This is a genomic window from Pseudomonas sp. Eqa60 (genome assembly GCF_018326405.1).
GTDB classification, from domain to species: domain Bacteria; phylum Pseudomonadota; class Gammaproteobacteria; order Pseudomonadales; family Pseudomonadaceae; genus Aquipseudomonas; species Aquipseudomonas protegens.
The window spans coordinates 3,239,357-3,259,277 of record NZ_AP024342.1 but is presented as its reverse complement, the minus strand read 5'-3'; the positions used below and the strand labels follow the sequence as shown (position 1 = coordinate 3,259,277).

Sequence of the window (19,921 nt, the reverse complement as noted above, 5' to 3'; positions counted from 1 at the left end):
GGGCGGACGGCGGGGCCGTGGGATCGCCTTCGCTGGCAAGCCAGCTCCTACAGCTTGTCCTCCAGGACCTGGTTCAACACCGCGCCATCGATGCTCAGGGTCGCAGTGTTGAGCATGCCTTCCAGGTAGGCCTTGGCGATCTGCTCCTGGCGCTGGGCGCGCAGGGCCTGGGTCAGGCGATCACGCAGTTCGTCCAGGCTGGCGGTCCGTGCCGGCTGCTGTTCGGTGAGCTTGAGCACGTGGAAACCCGCCGCGCTCTGCACCACCTCGGACACCCCGCCCACCTTGAGCCGGGCCACCGCGCTGCGCACCTCCGGCAGCAGTTGCTGCAAGGGCTGCAGGCCGGAGTCGCCACCGCGCTGGGCGCTGTCCCGGTCCTGGGAGTACTGCGCCGCCAAGGCGGCAAACTCCCCCGGCGCGGCCTGGGCCTTGCGGCTCAGCTCCTGCGCCTGGCGGCGTACCTGCTCGGCCGCCTGGGGCTCGGCGACCCCGAGGAAGATCTGGCTGACCCGGTACAACGGCGGTGTCATCCACGCCGACTTGCCGCTGTCATAGGCCTGCTGCAACTCCGCCGGGCTGGGGTAGTCCGCCGGCACCTGGCTGACCGACTGCAGATAGTCGCGAAACACGATCTGTTCGGTGGCGGCGCGGGTCTGCTGCTCCACCTCCGGGCGCTGGCGCCAGCCCTGGGCATCGGCCTGCTCCAGCACGGCCTTTTCCGCCAGCCGTGAACGAATCCAGGCTTCCAGCGCCGGGCGATTGCCGCGCAATTGCCCCCGGGATTCCTCGGGCAGGCTGGCGAACAGGCGCTTGAGCTCCTCGGCCGCCACCTGCTGATTGCCCAGGCGCGCCACGGCGGGCGTAGACGCCACTTGTTGTTGCAGCAGGGTCGGGGCCGGCTGCTGCGCCGCCACCGGGTCGTTGCCCGGGCGCAGGGCCAGGCCCAGCGCCAGGCCGAGCAAGGTCAGTGCCCCGGCACCGACCACCAGGGTGGGCTTTTTCACAGGGTGGCCGCCTCTTCCCGGGGTTGGCTTTGCGCCGCCTGGGGCGCTTCGGCCTGGGCCTGCAACTGGGCCGCCTGCTGGCTGTATTCGCGCAGGTAGACGATGAACTCCTGCAGCAACCGATCCCACAGCTCCAGCTGGCTGCGCAGGTGGGTCTCGCCGACGCCGGCCACCACCACGTCCATCTCCATCACCAGGAATTCGCCCTGCAGCGACAGCCGGGCAAAGCGCCGTGAGGCGTTCCACAGTTCCGCCAGCCCGGCCGGCAATTCGCCCTGCACCCGCAGCGCGCAGCTGTAGGTGAAGTCCACGTAGTGCCCGGCTTCGCTGCCCGGGTTACCGAAGCGCACGGCGTAGCCGATGCCCTGGCTGGCGCTGAGCAGTTGCACGATGCCGTTCTGTTCGGTCTGGTTGACCCGGTAGCCGGCGCCTTGCAGCAGGTCGGTGAGGCTTTCGGTGGTGACGCTGTTAATCAAGGTCATGGTCATCTCTTCCCTGGTGATCAGTGGGTGCTCGCCGCCCGCGGGGCGTCGAACTGGGTCTGGTAAAGCTCGTCGCCAAAGCCCTGGGCCAGTTCCTCGAACTTGACCCGGGCGCTGCCGGCGAAGGGCTGGCGGATTTTCACCACCTCGGCCACGTCGATGTTTTCGTAGGCCGCCAGGATCTGCTTGGCGATGCCGTACATCTGCTGATTCTTGACCGCACATTGCTGCACTTGTGTGTCACGCTCGCTCAATTGCGCCTGCAACCTGGCCCGTTCGGCTTCCTTGCCCCGGGCCAGCACCAGCAGGTCCTCATAGGCCTTCTTGAACTTGCCCAGTTGCTCGCTGCTGGCGGCCGCCTGGGCCTGGGCCTGGTTGTGCAGGTTCTGCTGCTGGCCGGCCAACTGCTCTGCCACACCGCGGGTCTTGGCCAGCTCGGCCGTCAGTTGCTTGACCTGGGCCTGGGCCTCCCTGGCCGCGTTCTCGGCGGCAACCCGCGCCGCCGCGGCCTGGGCCTGTTCGCTTTGCAGGGCCTGCAGCTGCTGGGTGGTGCTGCGCAACTGGGTGCGCAGGCGCTCCTCCATGCCTTCGGCACTGGCGCCGACACTGGCCAGCACGCCCCAGACCAGCAACAGGCTCGCCGCCCCTGCCCTCGCTCGGCTGTTCATAACCTTCCTCCTGACGCTTAGAAGCGCGTGTTGAGTTCAAGCTGCATCACGTCCACCTCGTAGCGCGGCCCGTAGACTTCCGAGGCGCTCATGTAGCGGGCCGTGGCGTAGATGTTCTTGTCGATGCCATAGTTGCCGCCCAGGAAATAACCCTTGGCGTTGGTGCCCCCCAGGTGGAACGAGGAGTCGTTGAAGCCGTCGGGCAAGGCGTCGGGCTGGATGTACTTGTAGCCGGCCAGCAGGTTCCAGTCCCCGGCCTTCTTCATTTCCAGGGCATTGCCTAGGGTGAACTGCACCATCAGCGCGTTGCCGCCGCTTTCGAACTGGCCCTGGCTGTTGATGTTGTTGACGATCTCGCCTTCGCTGCGCTTGAGCATCTCGCCCTTGTCGTAGGCCAGGTTGCGAATGAAGTTGGTCTGGCTGCGCAGGCGCAGGTCGTCCGGCAATTCGGTGTCCCAGGCCAGGTTCAGGTCGAGCACGTCGAACTTCGAGGCCAGGCCCACGAACTGCGGCTGCGGGGTCAGGCCCGGCGTGGCCGGGTTGTGGGTGATGTCGCGCAGCAGGAACACGCTGTTGCCCTTCTGCATGAAGGCGACCCGCGAACCATCGGTGTCGCAGCCCGGGGCCCCGGCCCAGGGCGCGCAAGGGCTGGAGCGCTGGCCCTCGATGTCGTCGAAGCGGTAGTAGGCCAGGGCACCCTTGAGGCTGTTGCTGCGGTTGATCTTCCAGTTGGCGCCGACCTGCCCGCCGAACAGCCACTTGGTGTCGCTCTCGTTCTTGTCGAAACCGTTGCTGGTGGCGGTGTCGTTGGTGTACTCCACCGGGAACACCCCGAGGGTGCCGAACAGGCCCCAGTTGCTGCTCAGCTTGTGGTTGAAGATCGCCGCCACGCCGTCGAAATTGAGGTCGTTGGAGTACAGCATGTCGGTTGCATAGAACGGGTTGGCGATCCGCCCGCCGGTCAGGGTCAGGTCCTGGGTGGCCTTCCAGGTCAGGTAGCCCTGGTCGAGCCAGATGTCCTTCTTGCCGAAGCCGCCGCCCAGGGTCTGGGTGGTGGACACCGGATTGTTGTCCGAGCCGGTGCCGATGCGGATGCCGGCGGTCCATTCCGGCGAGATCACCGCCTTCATCCCCAGGCGCGCGCGCAGGCGGAACAGGTTGTCGCGGTCCTCGCGGGTGTTGAGCAGCGGCGGCAGCTTGCTGTTGGTGTCCTTGTTGACGTCGTAGGGCCCACTGTCGTTGAGCTTGGCGTAGTCGACGACCTCGTTGCTGTTGTTGTCGGCGAAGAACCGCGACTCGTCGCGCAGGCGGATGTCGCCGTCGAAGCTGATGCGCGAGATCCAGTCCGGGAAGGTGTTGGGCTGGGCCCAGTTTTCCTGCTTGGCGGTGGCCATGACCTCGGCCTTGACCTGATCGCGGATCTGGTCGCGGACGATGGCCGGCACGTATTGCACTCGCACATCACCGGGCGCCGCAGCCGGGCCGGTTGCCGCCACGGCGGTGGCCGCGCGGGCCTGCTGGGCTTCTTTCTCGGCCTGGGCGATCAGCCCGTCGGCCTGCTCCTGCTTCAATACCCCCTGCTGCACCAACAGACGGATCAGGTTGATCGTGGCGTTCTCCGAGGGCGCGGCCGCGGCGGCCGTGGCCTGTCCGGCCAGGGTCAGGGCGACCATGCCGAGCGCCAGGGTCAATCGATTCACGGTGGAAATCATCTGCACACAACTCCTGTAGAAACTGCAAATAGGGGTTCGCTCATTCCGGTCGCCGGCCCTTGAGGGACAGGCGCACCGGCAAGGTCAGGGAGGCCGGCATGCGCTCTTTCAGGCGCGGCGTGGCCCGCAGCGCCGCCAGCACCTGCTGGTCGGTCTCGGGGTTGCCACTGGAGCCGGCCAGCTCGGCGCGGGTCACCTGCCCGTCGGCGCCCAGCCACAGGTCCACCTGCAAGGCATAGGCTTTCTTGCGCAACTCCGGGTCTTCGCGCAGCGCGCGCTGGAAGGTCGCCGCCAGGTACTGCTTGTAGGTGCCGGTGCCCAGCCCGCCGCCACCGGCGCCGGCCATGCCGCCGCCCTTGCCGGCACCGACGTTGAAGCCGTCGTTGCCGGACTGGGCGTCGCCATCGATCTGCATCGGGTTGGCCAGATCGTCCGCCGGCGATGGTGGTGCTTCCTCCTCCGGCTTGACCTCCTCCGGGGTGGGCGTGGGTTCGGGCTCCGGGATCTTTTCTTCCACCGGCTCCGGCTCCTTGGGTTTCTCCGGCGGCGGTGGGGGTGGAGGCGGCGGAGGCGGCAGCGGGATGATGGTCGGCACCTTCGGCGCTTCCCGGCGCACCCCGGCCATGTCATTGGCCCACTGCCACAGCAGCCAGGCCGCCACGGCACCCAGCAGCAGCCCCGCGCCCCACTTGAGCAGGCGCAGGGCGCGCGGCTTGTTCTGTACCGGCGGCAGCTCGAACGGTTGATGTGCGCTCATGGCTCAGCCCTGGCTCGGTTTGCCGGTGACCAGGCCGACCTGGGACAACTCCAGGCGGCGCAGCAGGTCGAGGACTTCGATGACCTTCTGGTACTGCACCGTGGCATCGCCGCGGACGATGATCGGGAAGTCCGGGTTCTGCGCTTTCTCGATGCGCAGGCGCTCTTCCAGCTCGCCCAGGGTCACCGGGTAGGCGTCGAGGAACACCTGGCCGCCATCGTTCACCGAAATGGCCTTGGTCTTGGCCTCGGAGAGCGACACCGAGGCACTGGCCTTGGGCAAGTGGATCTGGATGCCCGAGACCTGGGCGGTGGCGGTGAGGATGAACATCACCAGCACCACCATCAGCACGTCCACCAGGGGCGTGATGTTGATGCTGTCGACGGCGGCATCGTCTTCGTCGTCATGGGAGGCATTCACGGAAGCCATGGCAGTTCTCCTCAGGCCGGAACCGACGCGTTGCTGTGGCTGACCCGCCAGTGGGCGTTCTCGCTGTGCTGGCTCTCGCCATGCAGCTCCGCCAGCCGGGTGATGAACTCGTCGACGAACACCCGCATGTCGGCGCCGACTTCCTTGTTGCGGGTGATCAGGCGGTTGTAGCCAAACAGCGCCGGAATCGCGACGAACAGGCCCATGGCGGTGGCCAGCAGGGCCGCGGCCATGCCCGGGGCGATGGCGTTGATGTTGACGTCACCGGCCATGGCGGTGCCGAGGAACACCACCATGATCCCCAGCACCGTGCCCAACAGGCCGATGTAGGGGCCGCCGGCAATGGCGTTGGACAGGGTCGAGAGCTTGGAACTCAGCTGCTGGTTTTCCCGGGTGCGCACGCCATCCATGGAGCAGCGGATGGCTTCGATGGTGGCCGCCGACACCGACGAGGTATCGGCGCCCTGCTCGCGCCGGGTGCGAATTTCTTTCACCGCCACCAGGTACAGGCGCCACAGCGAGGAATGCTCCAGGCGGCTGGCCAGCACCTGGTCGTCGGCGAACATCTCCAGGCGGGTGCCGACCTTGGCGAACTGCTCGCGAAACAGCGCATTGGCAGCGCTGACCCGGCTGACCATGCGGTTCTTGCGCAGCATGATCACCCAGGACTGGATCATCATCCCCACCAGCACCAGGATGATCACCCAGGCATCCACCGGCACCGCCTTGAGCAGGAAGCCCAGGCTGCCGAAACCAAAACCCGACTGTTCTTCATCGACGCCATAGGCCACCAGCTTCGACTCCGCGCCCTGGGCGCTGGCATCGGCCAGGATCAGCGCCGCCGGACGCGCCACCTTGGACAGGCGCAGCTCGTCCAGGGCCCCGGTGAACGGCTGGAAGCGGCTGGCCTCGACCCCGGCGGCCGGCGGCAAATCGGCACCGATGGCCAATGGCGAATTGAAGGTGGGAATGGCTTGGGCCAGGCTCGCGGTTTCGCGGCCGTTGACGTACAACCCCAGCCGGCTGCCCTCGCCGCTCAGGGCCAGGTGCTGCCACTGCCCCGGGTTCAGCGGCTGGGTGGAGGCGGCGCGCTGGCCGTCCACTTCGACGAAGGGCATGCCCTGGTTGATGCCGATCAGCAGGCTGCCGGCGCCTTCGCGGCGGGCCAGCAGCAGTTGTTCGCCGCTGGCCTGATCCAGGCGCACCCAGGCGCTGAAGGTGAAGGCGCCGCCGGCGTTGTGCTGCAGCGACGGGCTGGCCGGCAGCAACAGCGGCTGGCCGCTGAACTGCAAGGCCCGGCCGATGACCCCGTCAATCGCCGCGCCGGTGGCGTTCTGCGTGGTGTTGCCGTAGGCCGTGGTGTCTTTGGCCGGAGTGCCGTTGCTGCCGTCGAAGTGGTAGATCGCGGTGTAACTGGGGTCGAAGGTCAACTGGCCGTTGGCAGTGCTCGGGGCCTTCTGGTTGCCGTAGTACATCCAGATGTCCTGGCGCTGGCCGCCTTCGACCTTGGGCACATCGACCCAGATCAGCGCCATGCCCATCAGCGGGTCGAAGCTTTCGATCTGGTGATTGAGCAGGGTCTTGTCATCGGCGGCGACAAAGCGCAGGTCGGCGCCGTCTTCCTTGACCCCGTCGAAGGTGAAGTTGCCGGTGTGCAGGCGCACCAGCAACGCGGTGCGGCCCAGAGCTTCATTGATGGCGGCGCCTTGCGGGGTGGTGTCCACACTGATCTGCTTGCGGTAATGCCAGTCGTCCTGCCACCAGGCATGGGCCGTGGCCGGGAGCACGAAGCCCAGGCAGATCAACAGGCTCAGGAATAAGCGTTGCATGTGAAGGGTCTCCGTAAAGTCAGAACGTCGCTTGCACACTGAAGTGCAGGCGCGGGTCGTATTTCTGGGTGTTGGGGCCGTCTTTGAGCGGGTAGCCCCAGTCGAGGCTGCCGGACAGCCACTTGCTCAAACTGGCGCGGGTGCCCAGGCCGACGCTGGCCAGGCTGTATTCGTCCTCCTGCTCGGGCAGCGGGTCGTGCAGCGACAGGTGCGCGCCTTCAGCAAAGGCATAGAAACGCCACTCCTGCACGTAGCTGCCGAGGAACTTGGCCAAAGACGGCGTGCGCAGCTCCTGGGAAAACAGGTAGCCCTCGTCCCCGGTGCGCTCGGCGGCCAGGTAGCCGCGCACCGAGGTGGCGCCGCCGGCGGAATACTGCTCGTTGGACACCAGCGGCCCCGAGGCCAGCTGGAACGCCGCCTTGGACGCCGACTGCCAGTCGTTGGCGAAGGTGTAGGTGAAATTCAGATCGCCCTTGAGCACCGAGAAACTGGCGCTGGCTTCGTCGCGCTTGTAGTGAAACTCCTCGGCGTCGCTGCCGTAGCCGAAGAAGCGCCGGGTGCCGACGATCAGGTTCAGGCCCAGGCCCAGCTGGGCTTTCTCGCTGTAGCGATAGCCGTTGTAGCCAAAGGTCATGGGGGCGTACTTCAGCGGAATCTGGTCGCTGCTGCGGCCAAAGCGCATCTCTTCGTCGAAGTCCTTGAAGTCCACCCCCACCGACAGCGAGTTGGCCCAGTTGCCGGCCGCGGGCAAGGTGTAGATCGCCGACACCCCGTAGGAATGGCCCTTGCCCAGCACGTTGCTGCCGCCGATGGTGGCGATGTTGCTGTCGGACTGGTAGCCGGAGAACTGCAGGGCCCAGCGATCGCTCAGCGGCGCGGTGTAGGAACCAGACCAGACCTTGGCGTTGTCGGTGTCCTGGGGCGCGGTGAAATAGGTCAGGGAAATGCTGTGGCCCAACTGCCAGAGGTTGTCGTAGCCGACGTTGACCACAGTGCGCAGCTTCTCGGTGTCGGCGCTGTAGTCGTTGTTCAGGCCGACGCTGGCGTGCCAGGGGTTCTGGTCTTCCACTTGCAGGTCCACGTCCATGGTCCCCGGGCGCTGGCCTTCACGCACCAGCGGCATGACCTGGCGCCCGGCGCCGCGATTGAGCCCGGCCAGCTGGCTTTGCACCGTGGCAAAGTCCGGTACCTCGCCTTCTTTCAGCGCCGGCACCTGGTCGCGGATCTCCACCGGCGAATAATGCTTGGCCCCCACCACCCGCACCCGACCGACCTTGGTTTCACTGACCTGCAGATAAACGATACCGTCCTCGACCTTCTGCTCCGGCAGCTCGACGAACACCGACTGGTAGCCGCGCTCCTGATAGACCTTCTGCAGCGCATCCCGGGCGCCTTCGATATCGGCCAGGGCCTTCTGCGGGCCAAGGAAGGGATACACCGCCTCCTCGATGGCCCGGGCATCGAGCACCGTATTGCCGCGCACGAAGTACTCATTGACGTCCACCAACCGCGCCGCAGCCGTGGCCTCGACCGGAACCGGTTCACCCTCCTCGGCCTGCACCGCCGGCACCAGCGCCGCCAGCGTCAACCAGCCGCACAACGGCCACCAGCGCCCGCCACTGCCGGGTCGCCCTGATTTGCCCAGATGCTCCACACCGCCCCCTAAAAAACTGAAAATTGGCGCGCGTACGCGCATTGCCGTCGCCGTCTGCACAGCGTTTGGCCGCTTCAATTGCTGCTGATCGAGGTGTTTTCGTGGCGCGCCAGCCAGGTGTGCAACAGCGCAAAATTCAGCGAGAACTCGGGCATTTGCAGCAGAGCGCCGCAAAACACTTCACCGATGATTTTCTGGATCAACTGCACCGCCCGCGGGTTGTTCAACAGCGTGGCGATATCGCGACTGAGGACACTGAAGCTCCAGACCTTCTGGTTCAGATCGAGACCGACGAACCAACGGAACAACAGGTTGTAACTGAGCTGTTCATAGAGCTGCTGCTCGCTGGGCACCGAATACAGCAACTGCAGCAACAGAATGTGCATCACCGTACGCGGCGCGATCAGCATGCCGGGCTCGGCATTGAGGCCCTGGAGCAGATCGCGGTGCTGATCCAGCAACTCATCGATCTGCGGGCGCAGCAGCACCAGCGAATGCCCCGGCGGGATATAGCTGGCCACCTCCTTCAAGGCGCCCTGCCAGTCATCCTGGGAGACGATCCAGACCCACGGCGCGCCGTAGCGATAGACCGACACCGGCTTCTTGCGCGCGGCCTCGACAATCTTCGACAGCCGTTGATCCAGCTCCTGCATGCCCACTTTCGAGTAGCGTTCCATAGTCCCCATAGCCTCACTCCCGGCGTCCCGCCTCGGCTTAAAAAAGTGGCCTGGCGGCCCCCTCAAGCGCGTTACATACCCAAGACGTGCGTGGCCATGTGCTACCGAACTTTTGTCATAAAAGCTTCATTCACAAGAGGAACGCGCGAACGTTGTAGGAGCCGGCTTGCCGGCGAAGACAGCCGACCGGACAACGCTGAACTGTCTTTATTCCGCGCACGACCAGACCGCCCTCTTCGCCGGCAAGCCGACTCCTACGAGAGGGAATTGTTGTGCTGGGGAAGGCATTGAAAATGCGCCGCCCGGACGGGGGCTCTGTTTCATAAGCAAGACCGCACCATTGGACGTGCTACATGCCAAGGGTGCGGCACCTTTACTGGCCATGACTCAACTGCTGGAAAGCCTCTCCCGCGCAGAGCCGGGGAATGCTGACGACGCCAATCTGCAACAGATCTCCAACGCAGCGGCAATCGTGCTGCGTGACAGTTGCGCCCTGTTGGGTGTGATGGGCCGGCGGCTGCAAGCCTGATGCGTTGCGCTCCGTACTGCTGGGCGGCGCGGAGCGCTTCAAATGGGGACGGTGATTTGTTTTTTAGAGGGAAAGAAGTTTTAAAAAGTGGTTGAAAACGGCCAATAGCGGATGTTGGATCAAATCCGATCTTACAAATTGTGGACAGTTGCCTGCCTTACTCAGTCTGCCTTCTATTAAACCTGGTTTCGCGATGTGAAAAAGGCCATCACTGCCGCGAGTACCAGCAAGACAGAGCTTGCGAGAAATGTCGTGCGATAACCGCTGCCGTCGAACAGCAGCCCACCGAGGGTAGAGCCCAGCGCAATGGATAGCTGAATGACTGCCACCATCAAGCCGCCACCGGCTTCAGCATCCTTGGGCAGCGCCTTGGCCAACCACGACCACCACCCCACAGGTGCCGCCGTCGCGATCAGGCCCCACAGCCCAAGCAGTACAAAAGCTGCCACGACTTTGCCGCCAAGGACAATCAAAGAAAGTGCAATCGCGGCCATCAAGAGTGGAATGCAGACCAGGACGCGGTACATTCCGGTTTTCAGGAAAGTGCCGATCAGAACGGTCCCGACAAAACCCGCCACGCCGATGACCAGCAGGACCATCGACAACAGGGATACATCTGCACCTGTGACGGTTTCCAGGAACGGGCGCAGATAGGTGAACAATACAAACTGCCCCATGAAGAAAATGCCCACACTCAACATGCCGAAACTGACCAATGGGCTCTTAAACAATCGGAAGACATTGCCAGCGCCCGGTTTGCGCGGCGCCGGCGCCATGGCTGGCAGGCTGATCCACTGCCAGATCAACGCGATAATCGCTACCGGAATAAGGCAGAAAAAAGCACCCCGCCAACCGATGACACTCCCCAGATAGCTTCCCAGCGGAGCGGCCACTACGGTTGCCAAAGCATTGCCGCCGTTGAAGATTGCCAGAGCCTTGGTCACGCTATGGGCAGGTACCAGGCGCATGGCCATTGCCGCCGACATCGACCAGAATCCACCGATCACCACGCCGATCAGCGCACGACCAATCATGTACACCGTATAGTTCGGCGCCAGACCGACCACCAGCCCCGACACACACATAATCCCGGTCAGTACAAGCAACAGCGTCTTGCGGTCCATTGAACCCACTAGCCTGGAAATCGCAAGGCTTGTCAGCACCGCGAAGGCGCCGGAGATGGCGATCCCATACCCGGCCAGTCCTTCACTGATTTGCAGATCCGATGCAATCGGCGTGAGCAAACTGACAGGCATGAACTCCGAGGCGATCAACGCGAATACGCACAGTGTCATCGCAAAGATGCCACTCCAGTAAGCCGGCAGTTCACCAGTCTCCGGCGTGCCGAGGGCCTCACCTGCCGGGGTGTCGAATACTTGAGCCGTCATTCAAAAACCTCTCATCAAACAATTGCAGGCGTTTTAGCGTTTCTATCCAGATTTTTGGGCGTTACAAGATTGCCCACAATTTGAAGACTGTATGAGCTCTTGAAGGTCACCTTTTGCACAGTGACCTTGTCACTTTTGTAAAAATTGTTGGCGCCTTCCGACACGCTCACAGCGCTTTTCGAGTCAGTTGCTAAGGCAGCACTGCCTGCGACTGAAAGGACGCCCAGGGCCGCAATCCTGACGCCGCTGGCCTTTACGAATGCGCGCCGATCAAGCCCTGGAGAGTTCAAGGCTTCTGCAGCTTCGAGGAGGGTTACAGGTGTCTCGCTCATCATCAGTACTCCGTTCCAGATATGTGACAGAGCTTGACGGATTAGAAATATCTTGATTAGTAGGCGTAATCTTCATGTGGTTTTGAGAAAAACTCAGCAATGGCCAGTACTAAAGTCAACGATCTCCAAGCTTTTCTTGCGGTGGCGCGAGATCAAAGCTTTACGAAAGCCGCCGCTAAACTGGGCATTACTCCCTCTGCGCTGAGTCATACGATCCGGGCACTTGAACAAAGACTGGGGATACGACTGCTGGCCCGCACGACACGCAATGTGTCGCCCACAGAGGCGGGAGAAAGATTGATGCGCTCGATCGCTCCGCTTTTTGATCAGATCACCGCCGAGCTTGAAGCGCTGGGCGAGCTGCGGGACAAGCCCAGTGGCACGATTCGTATTTCCTGTACTGATGATCAGATTGAGTTGTGCATTCGGCCGATGCTTGCAAGCTTCCTGAAGAGCTACCCGGATATCACACTGGAGTTCTACGTCGACTATGGATTCACCAACGTGGTCGAGGAGCGATTCGATGCTGGCATTCGCATGGGCGAATCGATCAGCAAAGACATGATCGCCGTTCGCATAGGCCCAGATTGGCGGTTGGCTGTGGTGGGCTCTCCAGAATATTTCGAACGCAACCCGGCACCAACAACCCCCATGAGCTGACCGGGCATGACTGCGTGAATATCCGACACAGACCATCAGGGGCGATCTACGCATGGGAATTTGAAAGTAATGGCCAGGCTTTTACCGTCAAGGCAGATGGACAACTTGTTTTCAACAGCATCATGCACGTACTCAATGCCGCGGTTGATGGCGTTGGCTTGGCCTACGTACCAGAGGAATTGGTAGCACCCTATCTGGCTGACGGCCGGCTCAAAGAAGTCTTGGCCGACTGGTGCCCTGAGTTTCAGGGTTACCATTTGTATTACCCGAACAGGCGACAAGCGTCTCCCGCCTTTTCTGCATTGGTGGAGGCGCTGAAATATAGAAACTGAGCCCTCTGCATTCGACGCGCGACAACGTCTGCTATGGATCGATTGCGGCCGATCGTGACAGGCAACAATCGGCCAGGAGCTGCCGCTCGTAAGCGGCAGTTTCCGCAGTCAGTCAACCGTCGATCAATCCTGCAGAGCTTGGACAGTCGCACTTCCCATACTCGCGAGAAAAATGCCGATATCCCGATTAGACCGCAGACAAACCACGCGGCAAGCTGATGGCGCTGTTGCCACAAGTTGCTGCATTTTTTCTCGCGCTGATTTTTTCGTCCGCCACATGAATCTAAAAAACTCCGGCAGGTTCGCCAGCAGTTCGGGGCAGTTCTCCGGCAAGTCGGGCCGAGACTGACCGCGTTGGAGCAGCGTTCTGCGCAGTACGCGCAAGAATCGAAGCGTCGCCGAACGATCAATCCATATCAAAAGATCGGCACGGGCCACCCGGTTGTCCCAAGTGGCTGAATGGCCACCTTCGAATATCCAGCGATCTCGAGCCTCTACATCGAGACAAAGCCGCGTCTTCTCGTCCGGGCTTCGTTCGATCCACCCTGGCTGCCAGTGGATAGTGTCGATATGAACGACCGGCAAGCCCGTGCGCTGACCAAGCTCACGCGCCAAAGTGCTTTTGCCTGATCCAGGTTGACCAACAATCATCACCCGTTGCATCGAAGCTCCTTCTCGCTATGCAAGCTGATTTTTTGGGGCGGCGATTTTACGTCAATGCTTACCTCGGTCAACAACAGGCGCTCATCACGACAGGCAACTTCTGACCGAAAGCGGTCAGCCCAAACGACAAAGCATCGACACAGGTGAGTCCAAACGGTTAGCCGCCAAGGGCCACAGATACTTAGGTCAGGCCCCGACCAAGGGATAGAGCATTGGCCCTCTCCGTCGATCTAGAAGCATCTCAACTGGCATTGTTCGAGCAGCGCCCGTTCACGCAGTCAAACGCCCTTTCAGCGAAGATCGCTGGCCTGGCCGTTGCTTTCGATAGCGCCACCTCCCCTACCCCAACTGCAAAAAGAACCGACCAATCCCCGCGCCTATCCGCTCTGAAAAATCCTCATCCAGAAACAGATACCCCATGCCATCCGAGAGCACGCCTTTGTGCTCAGGCAGCGCTCTATCCAGATCACCCCCATAAATGGATACCCTTCTGCGCCCTGCCTCCGCTGAAACAGGCGCCTGCAGCCAAGCGTCCACGCCATCCAGCTTCGAGGCCAGGTTCTCGTCATCGTCCACGTCGCAGTTCACCCCCAGCCGTACCGCCCCGCGATCTGAAATCGGCTGAGCCGCCTCATTCCGCTCGGAACCGGCTCGAACATAGCCCATGACAACCGCTTGCGAGCGTCCCTGGATGGCACGCAACTTTCGATAGTGGCCGACTTCGCCCGGCAAGTACGGCACAAAAACCGAAACCCAATAACTCCTGTCGATCAGGGCCTCTGAAAACCAATGTCCAGGAAAGGCCATCAGGTGTGTCAGCGGTACTCCATCAGGCGAACAGGGCCAAGCCAGCTCTGTGGGCAGGCAGGCCCCACCACCGACATAGGCATCCTCTTTTGCAGGCGTTTCACCGGTAAATATCAGCTCGTCAAACATCCGTTTCTCTCCACTCCATCACAGGTTGCCGCATTCGTTAACAGCCTCTGGCCAATACTTGGGTCAAGACTTCACGCCACGCACCGCACGTCCACAATCCACCATCAGTTCCTCCAGAAAGGGGCGCAACTGCGCCTCGCCCACCGCCAGCACCCGCTTGTACTCATCCTGCCCGTACCATTCCCAGACAGTGGTGGAAAACCCCATGTTTTCGGCTCCGAAATTTGTCCGGGCGAATATACCGATATCAACGTACTGGCGCGCATCCAGCACACTCGCCGCTTGTATCGCGCCGCAATCTCTGAAATCTTCTGCCCCCTTGCCCACGATGCCAATGCCCATGAACCCGCACCTCGCCCATCTTGTTTCCGACTACCAAGCCAGCATCCGCATGGCTGTCGAACTGATGCAACAATCCGCCATTCCCCTCCCTGCCAGCAACGCCGATTGGGTGGGAACCGATATCCCGGATCAAGGAGAACTGGCTGGCGGTATTCGCTACTTCAAGCACGGCTATGGCTGCGCCGTTCACCTGCCAACGGCAACGGTGAGCTTTGACTTTGGCGAGCAGGGCGAAATCGACGGAATAACCCTATCGAGGCTGGCCGGCTTTGCCGAGAATAGACTCGTGGAATACGGCTTTACGGATGAGGATGAACTAAAGCAGTGCTTTGACCAAGAAGTGGCAGCAGGCTCGCTGGTGTATTCGGGCTATATCCTTTATTACGTCGCAACCGTTAGATCCCAAGCGCGCACGCTCGAAGATAGCGACAGTCCTTCACCCCCCGAGCACCCCGGAAGCCCATCATGAAGTTCACCTCAGCCGGCCAAATCATCGACCCACGAACCGTCGGCTATCGCAGCCTGGGCTTCGGCGAGGCACTGACGATCCCGGTAACGCCCTATGAACTGCGCATCCACCACGGCGATCTGCCGCAACGCTTTCTTGACTGCGCGGACACCTTTGCCGCCGAATGCAAAACCGACGATATCGACCAGGGTTTTGTCGACATCCCGGAACTTGCAGAGCTGGGCTACCCAAGCTTCAGGACGCTGTTGAAGGACCATCCCGATCAGGCCGCGCGCCTGGTCCAGGACTACCTGTATTTCGAGTTGCTGTTTTCGCTGTTCCCGCATTCAAGCGGCCTTAAAGTCGTGATCAACAGCATCACCCGCGTCTGCTCAAAAGAAGGTGTCATCCTGCTGACGGGCCAGACCTACGCGGCCAGACACTCATGAGAAAGCCCTGGCGTCAGGACCGAGGCCTGGGATCAGGCCACTGATGGCAACCGACGATTCACTATCGAGTGTGGTCCGGGCCTTCTCCCTGGCGGCTTGATGCGCGTTCAGGGCAATGGCGTATCAGCCGCAACACAGGCAACCGCTGATCAGCGGTTGATCGGGGTCGTTTTCAAGAAATGCGACTTTGACCTCCACACCGGGTCGCAGCGGCGTCACTTCACAGCGCCAATTGGCAGTACCGGCCAGCCAACAACTGCTCTTGTCGTCGAACCGACCTTCGCGGTCCCAGGGAAACTTGACCTTGACCCTTTCGAAGCGCTGACCACGCGAGTTCGCCTGGTCTTCCAGGGCGATGACCAGCGCCGTCTGGTTGCCTGGCGCCAGAGGCTTCTCATGAGCCAAAGGCGGGCGATAGCAAAGGTCCAACGCAAGCGCGGTGAAACGGTTGCGATAACCCTGGCGCAGTTGAACCTGGTTGTCAGTGTTGACATTGGCGACGCTCTCACCCGCAACCTGTGGTTGCTTGCCCTCATGAATGACCTGAGTCAGTAGCCAGAGGTCGCTGCCCTGGCCCGAGGTTTCCAGGACATGACCACTGAGCAGCCCGCTCTGCGTACCTTGCCCTTCAACCTGGCGCGACTCCCTGGCACGCAGGCTTGTCGGCGTGCCGTGACCGATCGGTAACAGGGTGGTGAGCCCATCGTGCCCGGGGGCAAAAGCCGTGGTCGGCCCGATCGCGGGGAATACTGCCTGCTGATCGCCAAAGACCAGCACGTGGCCTTGAGCGCTGTGCTGGAAGTGGAAGTGAATTCCCTCTTCCTCGCACAGACGCTGAATAAAATGCAGATCGGTTTCATCGTACTGGGTGCAGCAGTCACGCTCGGGGTAACTCGCCCCGAGCTCAAAGCGGTAGGCATCCCCCAGAATCCCATGCTCCTCCAGGACCAGGGCGACGATAGCGGGCACCGAGAACTGCTGATAGATCCTCTTGTTGATACGGTGACGCAAGTAGGACAGGTGCGGCACCAGGGCCAGGTTGTAGTGCGTCAAGCCTTGAGCGTCCGGGCCTCGCGCAATGTGATAGATGCGCCCATGAATGCCATTGCCCCAAGTGTCGAATGCCAGAAAAGCCGACACATCGAAGAGGCATTGCAGGTCCAGATCCGGTCGCTCGCTCACACACTCCACATTGAAGAAATAGGGCTTGCTGATCGCCTCTTCTCCGGTGAACGCGCGCACCTTGAAGTCGTGCGCAAAACCGTCGATTGTCAGGCTGAACCGGGGTGCATTGGCTGGGCTTAACATCCACTGTTCTCTTATTGCATAACCTGTTGAATGGGCACGGTCGTGCAGCGCCTTGCGCAAAAGTTCATCTTGCACAAGACGCGTACATGTCTCCGAGTGTTTGAACAATGCGCTCACACACAATGAAGATGTGCATGAAGCAGCAAGCGAAGAGTCAACTCAGATCAGATACTGCTCTTCACCTTGGTCCAGACCCGAGTACGGATTCTTTCCAGTTTCAAAGGCAGCGGCTCAAGCGGAACCAATGTGGCGATGGTCTGCTTGTCTGGATAAATCCAGGGGTTATCGCGCAACTTCTGCTCAACGAACTCGGTGGCATCTTTATTGCCATTAGGATAAAGCGTGTGATTCGAGGTCTTGGCAATCACTTCCGGGCGCAACATATAGTTGATGAAGGCCAGCCCTTCCTTGGGGTGAGGAGCATCTTTCAACAGCACCAGGTTTTCCGACCAGACCAGCGCACCTTCACGAGGAAGGCTGTAGTTGATCCTGCGCCCGGTATTGGCGCTTTCATTGGCAGCCTGCGCAGCCAGGGCGCCATTGGCCCAGCCCACAACGACACAGATGTTGCCGCCCGCCAAGTCGGTGTCGATTCTGGAGGAGTCGAAATAAAGGATATAGGGGCGAATCTTCAACAGCAGCGCTTGAGCTTTCTGGTAATCATCCGGGTTCTTGCTATTGCTGGGCAGCCCGAGGTAATTCAAGGCAATCGAGATGATCTCGCTGGGAGAGTCGAGCATGGCCACACCACAAGACTGCAGCTTGCTGATGTTCTCTTCCTTGAAGATCAGGTCCCAACTGTTGACCGGGGCATTGTCGCCCAGGGCTGCCTTGACTTTATCGACGTCATAACCAATGCCGGTGGTACCCCACAAGTAGGGCACGGCGTAGCGATTGCCCGGGTCATTGACCGCCAGTTGCGCCAGGATGGCGGGATCGACATGGGACAGGTTACTTAGTTGACCTGAATCAAGTGGCTGCAGGACTCCGGCCTGGATCAGGCTGGGCAGTACATTGGAGGTCGCCACCACCACGTCATACCCCGTGCGCCCGGCCATGACCTTGCTCTGCATGATATCGGCGCTGTCGAAGGCATCCATGTGGATACGGGTGCCGGTGGCCTGTTCGAACTCCTTTGGAGTCTCTGGTGCGAGCAGCCCGAACCAGTTGTAGAGGTACATGGCAGGCTCTGCGGCACCCGCCGTTGTGCTTATTCCGGCATAGAGAAACGCAGCCGAAAAAATGGTTCGCAAACGTGACTTTCTCATGCAACATCCTTGTCCAGACGACGTGCCCTCATGGCGGTCGTAAACCTGTGCCAGCGAATATACCGGGCATCAGCCAATAGTAAATACCTACGATTACTTAGCTCCGGCCGACCATTCCCTAACCCTAAAGGGGTAGAAAATGCCACTCGATCTTCATAGCCTGGCCTGGCACCGTTCGATTGGAAAACTGATTCTGCAGTTGAATCGCCCAGAGTTCTGGAGCTCACTTATCCGCACACTCAATGAATATGTGCAGATTGATAACTGGGTGGTTTTGATCTTCAGCAATCAACAAGTGCAAGTTGTCAGCCTGCCCGAGGTGGCAGATGCAGAAGAAGTGGATGCGTTCATTCACCTCTATGTAAAAGGCCTGTATTTGCTGGACCCCTTCTATATCGCCAATCGAGAAAACCCGCAGAGCGGCTTCTTTCATCTACTGGATATAGCGCCGGAGTACTTTGTTGAAACCGAGTACTACCACAAGTACTTTGCACAATATATTTGCGTAGATGAAGTGCAATACAACATCCAGCTCGATGCTGACAGAACACTGTGCATTTCCATTGGCAGCAACGCCCATTTCAGCCAGGAACACATCACCATGCTGGACATCATCAAGCCGTGGGTCACGGCACTCATGCATCAACGCATGTGCTTCGAAGTCGATGTGGAAAAAAGCCTCAGCGAACCGCCGCAATGGCCGGAGACGATCACCCAGTTTGGTACCCAGATAACCACGCGGGAAAGTGATGTGCTCAGGCTGCTGCTCAGTGGCTTTTCCAACAAGGAAATCGCAGGAAAGCTCTCCCTCTCCACAGAGACGATCAAAGTGCACCGCCGCAACATCTACGCCAAGTTGAACATCAAGTCACAGTCCGAACTCTTTGCACGCTTCTTCATGCCCAGGCAGGATGTGCTCTCTTTAAGCTAGGCCCCGGGCCTGGAATGAACTCACAGGCCTGGCACGAACAGCGAGAGCACCAGCAGGCTCACGTACGTTCGACCAAGCGTTGCTCATTCGCCTGAACACCCACATGGAGCCGGTAGCCATTCGATGGATATCCAATTTCGCGGTAACGCAATGCCTGGCAACCCCGCCGCTGGCACCTGCGATGAATACAGCCTGAGCGCCATTTCCAGCCTGGATGAGCTGATCGACGCCTACCGCAAGATCGCGGGCGACCACCCGGGTTTCCAGCCCCTTCTCTCGCTGGATGATCTGCCCCAGGCCCGCTACACCTCCGGGCATGCCCGCAACAACCTGGGGCTGGACGATGCCTCGGAGCAGGAGATCGCCCTGCTACCTGCAGAGTGCTTCGAACAGGGTGAATACCTGGGCTACCCCACCACCAAGGCCGAGTTCGCGATCTGCTTGCGCAACTTCACTGACCTGGTGGCAGGCAGCTCGTTCGAAGACGCTTGCGCCCACGGCCTGACCCTTGATGCGCCAGCCCTGCGCGAATGGGTGGACTATCAGCAAAACCCTGTATCACTGCTCGACCAGCCCCTCTCGGCACTCCTGGTGCCCGTCGAGCAGTCCTATCAGGCGCTCGCCGCTTTTCCCAACGGCTACTTCAGTTGCGACCTGGGCCCCGCGCAAAACTTTGCGGTGGCCCGCCACTTCGCCCAGGCCCATGGCTATGAGTTGATCGGGGTGGGCGCGTCCTACCTCGGCTTCCTGCGTGCAGAGCCTGCCGACCTTTGCGTCGCCAGCGCGGTGGCGAGCGATTTTTGTGCGCTCTACAACACCCCCGAGGAGGACCGACAAGCCGTGGTTTCAACGGTTGTCGAGGCTGTTCGCGGTCGCACCCATTTGTGGCTGCGCTACGTGGAATGACGCTCGGAGAAAAGACGATTGAGGTTGGCTGAGCAAGGATCTAGGCATGTCAGACATGTGCGGTATATGTGGTCGAAAACTGGGCCTCAAAGACGATCCGCTTTCGGTCGATTGTGGCGGTGACTGTTGGGGTTGCATTGGCCCCATTGAGGCTGATCTTGGAAATGCCGAATCGTCAGTCAAGGTGAAGGAAGAATTTGACACTGGTGTGCGCCCA

The 19,921-nt window shown here is 61.0% G+C and carries 21 protein-coding genes and 1 pseudogene; 6 read left to right on the top strand and 16 right to left on the bottom strand.

Annotation, left to right across the window (positions count from 1 at the left end):
• Positions 1 to 47: 47 nt before the first annotated feature.
• Genes KI242_RS14990 through KI242_RS14950 form a run of 9 tightly spaced genes read right to left on the bottom strand, consistent with a single transcriptional unit; the run spans position 48 to position 9,212 of the window.
• Positions 48 to 1,004 carry a peptidylprolyl isomerase gene (locus KI242_RS14990; protein ID WP_011061118.1) on the bottom strand — a complete coding sequence of 319 codons (957 nt, stop codon included), beginning with the start codon at positions 1,002 to 1,004 and terminating at the stop codon, positions 48 to 50.
• On the bottom strand, positions 1,001 to 1,486 hold the full coding sequence (locus KI242_RS14985; protein ID WP_011061117.1) for a YbjN domain-containing protein: 486 nt from the start codon (positions 1,484 to 1,486) through the stop codon (positions 1,001 to 1,003). The genes KI242_RS14990 and KI242_RS14985 overlap by 4 nt, the downstream gene beginning before the upstream one ends.
• A 20-nt stretch (positions 1,487 to 1,506) precedes the next feature.
• Positions 1,507 to 2,154 carry a DNA repair protein gene (locus KI242_RS14980; protein ID WP_065363956.1) on the bottom strand — a complete coding sequence of 216 codons (648 nt, stop codon included), beginning with the start codon at positions 2,152 to 2,154 and terminating at the stop codon, positions 1,507 to 1,509.
• Positions 2,155 to 2,171: 17 nt separating this feature from the next.
• On the bottom strand, positions 2,172 to 3,866 hold the full coding sequence (locus KI242_RS14975) for a putative porin (protein WP_212806326.1): 1,695 nt from the start codon (positions 3,864 to 3,866) through the stop codon (positions 2,172 to 2,174).
• Positions 3,867 to 3,906: 40 nt separating this feature from the next.
• Positions 3,907 to 4,623, bottom strand: coding sequence for an energy transducer TonB (locus tag KI242_RS14970; protein ID WP_011061114.1), 717 nt, complete (start codon positions 4,621 to 4,623; stop codon positions 3,907 to 3,909).
• 3 nt (positions 4,624 to 4,626) lie between these two features.
• Positions 4,627 to 5,052, bottom strand: coding sequence for a biopolymer transporter ExbD (locus tag KI242_RS14965; protein ID WP_011061113.1), 426 nt, complete (start codon positions 5,050 to 5,052; stop codon positions 4,627 to 4,629).
• A gap of 11 nt (positions 5,053 to 5,063) precedes the next feature.
• On the bottom strand, positions 5,064 to 6,881 hold the full coding sequence (locus KI242_RS14960; protein ID WP_212806325.1) for a MotA/TolQ/ExbB proton channel family protein: 1,818 nt from the start codon (positions 6,879 to 6,881) through the stop codon (positions 5,064 to 5,066).
• A 19-nt stretch (positions 6,882 to 6,900) separates the two neighbouring features.
• Positions 6,901 to 8,613 (bottom strand): ShlB/FhaC/HecB family hemolysin secretion/activation protein, encoded by a 1,713-nt coding sequence (locus KI242_RS14955; protein ID WP_244868204.1) that lies wholly within the window; start codon positions 8,611 to 8,613, stop codon positions 6,901 to 6,903.
• Positions 8,610 to 9,212, bottom strand: a complete 603-nt coding sequence (locus KI242_RS14950) for a transposase (RefSeq protein WP_019093945.1) — start codon at positions 9,210 to 9,212, stop codon at positions 8,610 to 8,612. Before KI242_RS14950 ends, KI242_RS14955 begins: the two co-directional genes overlap by 4 nt.
• Positions 9,213 to 9,498: 286 nt before the next feature.
• On the opposite strand from KI242_RS14950, the gene KI242_RS14945 reads away from it, so the two are divergent.
• On the top strand, positions 9,499 to 9,741 hold the full coding sequence (locus KI242_RS14945) for a hypothetical protein (protein WP_041752750.1): 243 nt from the start codon (positions 9,499 to 9,501) through the stop codon (positions 9,739 to 9,741).
• 176 nt (positions 9,742 to 9,917) lie between these two features.
• On the opposite strand, the gene KI242_RS14940 is transcribed toward KI242_RS14945, so the two are convergent.
• Positions 9,918 to 11,129, bottom strand: coding sequence for an MFS transporter (locus KI242_RS14940; RefSeq protein ID WP_212806324.1), 1,212 nt, complete (start codon positions 11,127 to 11,129; stop codon positions 9,918 to 9,920).
• Between the two features lie 14 nt (positions 11,130 to 11,143).
• Positions 11,144 to 11,461 carry a hypothetical protein gene (locus KI242_RS14935; protein ID WP_212806323.1) on the bottom strand — a complete coding sequence of 106 codons (318 nt, stop codon included), beginning with the start codon at positions 11,459 to 11,461 and terminating at the stop codon, positions 11,144 to 11,146.
• Positions 11,462 to 11,560: 99 nt separating this feature from the next.
• On the opposite strand from KI242_RS14935, the pseudogene KI242_RS14930 reads away from it, so the two are divergent.
• A pseudogene (locus tag KI242_RS14930) lies at positions 11,561 to 12,453 on the top strand (LysR family transcriptional regulator).
• A gap of 123 nt (positions 12,454 to 12,576) precedes the next feature.
• On the opposite strand, the gene KI242_RS14925 reads toward KI242_RS14930, so the two are convergent.
• From KI242_RS14925 to KI242_RS14915, 3 genes are all read right to left on the bottom strand, one after another.
• Positions 12,577 to 13,116: an AAA family ATPase gene (locus KI242_RS14925; RefSeq protein ID WP_077934046.1), complete on the bottom strand. Its 540-nt coding sequence runs from the start codon at positions 13,114 to 13,116 to the stop codon at positions 12,577 to 12,579.
• Positions 13,117 to 13,455: 339 nt separating this feature from the next.
• On the bottom strand, positions 13,456 to 14,052 hold the full coding sequence (locus tag KI242_RS14920) for a hypothetical protein (protein WP_053151366.1): 597 nt from the start codon (positions 14,050 to 14,052) through the stop codon (positions 13,456 to 13,458).
• Positions 14,053 to 14,115: 63 nt separating this feature from the next.
• Positions 14,116 to 14,394 carry a hypothetical protein gene (locus KI242_RS14915; RefSeq protein WP_011061106.1) on the bottom strand — a complete coding sequence of 93 codons (279 nt, stop codon included), beginning with the start codon at positions 14,392 to 14,394 and terminating at the stop codon, positions 14,116 to 14,118.
• Between KI242_RS14915 and KI242_RS14910 the strand changes: the two genes are divergently transcribed.
• Both KI242_RS14910 and KI242_RS14905 read left to right on the top strand, forming a co-directional pair.
• The gene (locus KI242_RS14910; RefSeq protein ID WP_103291159.1) at positions 14,393 to 14,863 is read left to right on the top strand and encodes a hypothetical protein; all 471 of its coding nucleotides are present in this window, start codon (positions 14,393 to 14,395) and stop codon (positions 14,861 to 14,863) included. The two genes, KI242_RS14915 and KI242_RS14910, sit on opposite strands and share 2 nt — an antisense overlap.
• The gene (locus KI242_RS14905; protein ID WP_015635475.1) at positions 14,860 to 15,291 is read left to right on the top strand and encodes a hypothetical protein; all 432 of its coding nucleotides are present in this window, start codon (positions 14,860 to 14,862) and stop codon (positions 15,289 to 15,291) included. The genes KI242_RS14910 and KI242_RS14905 overlap by 4 nt, the downstream gene beginning before the upstream one ends.
• 123 nt (positions 15,292 to 15,414) lie before the next feature.
• On the opposite strand, the gene KI242_RS14900 is transcribed toward KI242_RS14905, so the two are convergent.
• Both KI242_RS14900 and KI242_RS14895 read right to left on the bottom strand, forming a co-directional pair.
• Positions 15,415 to 16,599 (bottom strand): contractile injection system protein, VgrG/Pvc8 family, encoded by a 1,185-nt coding sequence (locus KI242_RS14900; RefSeq protein WP_212806381.1) that lies wholly within the window; start codon positions 16,597 to 16,599, stop codon positions 15,415 to 15,417.
• Between the two features lie 164 nt (positions 16,600 to 16,763).
• Positions 16,764 to 17,867, bottom strand: a complete 1,104-nt coding sequence (locus KI242_RS14895) for an extracellular solute-binding protein (RefSeq protein ID WP_015635473.1) — start codon at positions 17,865 to 17,867, stop codon at positions 16,764 to 16,766.
• 139 nt (positions 17,868 to 18,006) lie between these two features.
• On the opposite strand from KI242_RS14895, the gene KI242_RS14890 reads away from it, so the two are divergent.
• Positions 18,007 to 18,798: a LuxR C-terminal-related transcriptional regulator gene (locus KI242_RS14890; protein WP_011061102.1), complete on the top strand. Its 792-nt coding sequence runs from the start codon at positions 18,007 to 18,009 to the stop codon at positions 18,796 to 18,798.
• Between the two features lie 123 nt (positions 18,799 to 18,921).
• On the top strand, positions 18,922 to 19,704 hold the full coding sequence (locus KI242_RS14885) for a hypothetical protein (RefSeq protein WP_053151358.1): 783 nt from the start codon (positions 18,922 to 18,924) through the stop codon (positions 19,702 to 19,704).
• Positions 19,705 to 19,921: the final 217 nt, after the last annotated feature.